The organism is Methylobacterium sp. AC832 (assembly GCF_979256025.1).
Genome location: NZ_CEEDMV010000076.1, coordinates 1 through 243, shown reverse-complemented (window position 1 = coordinate 243; position 243 = coordinate 1). Strand labels below are relative to the sequence as shown.

Here is a 243-nt window from a genome sequence, read left to right as displayed (position 1 = left end):
GGGCAGGCCGGGGACCAGCCAGGTGGCGACGAGGCCGATGCAGAAGGCGGTGAAGGCCACGGCACCGACCGCCAGCAGCAGGATGGGGCGCAGGTTGCTGCGGAAGGCCCGCCAATCCGTGCGATAGGCCGAGAGCTGCAGCAGCGGCGGGAGGAAGAAGGCCAGTGCCAGCTCCGGATCCAGCGGCACCTCCGGCACGCCGGGGATGAAGGCCAGGACCATGCCCCCGAGCACCAGGATGAC

1 protein-coding gene is annotated in these 243 nt (G+C 71.2%); it reads right to left on the bottom strand.

What is annotated here, in order from left to right:
* Positions 1–243 (bottom strand): cation:proton antiporter domain-containing protein (locus AC0IXR_RS25160; RefSeq protein ID WP_471762615.1); only part of this gene is annotated, 243 nt, incomplete at both ends.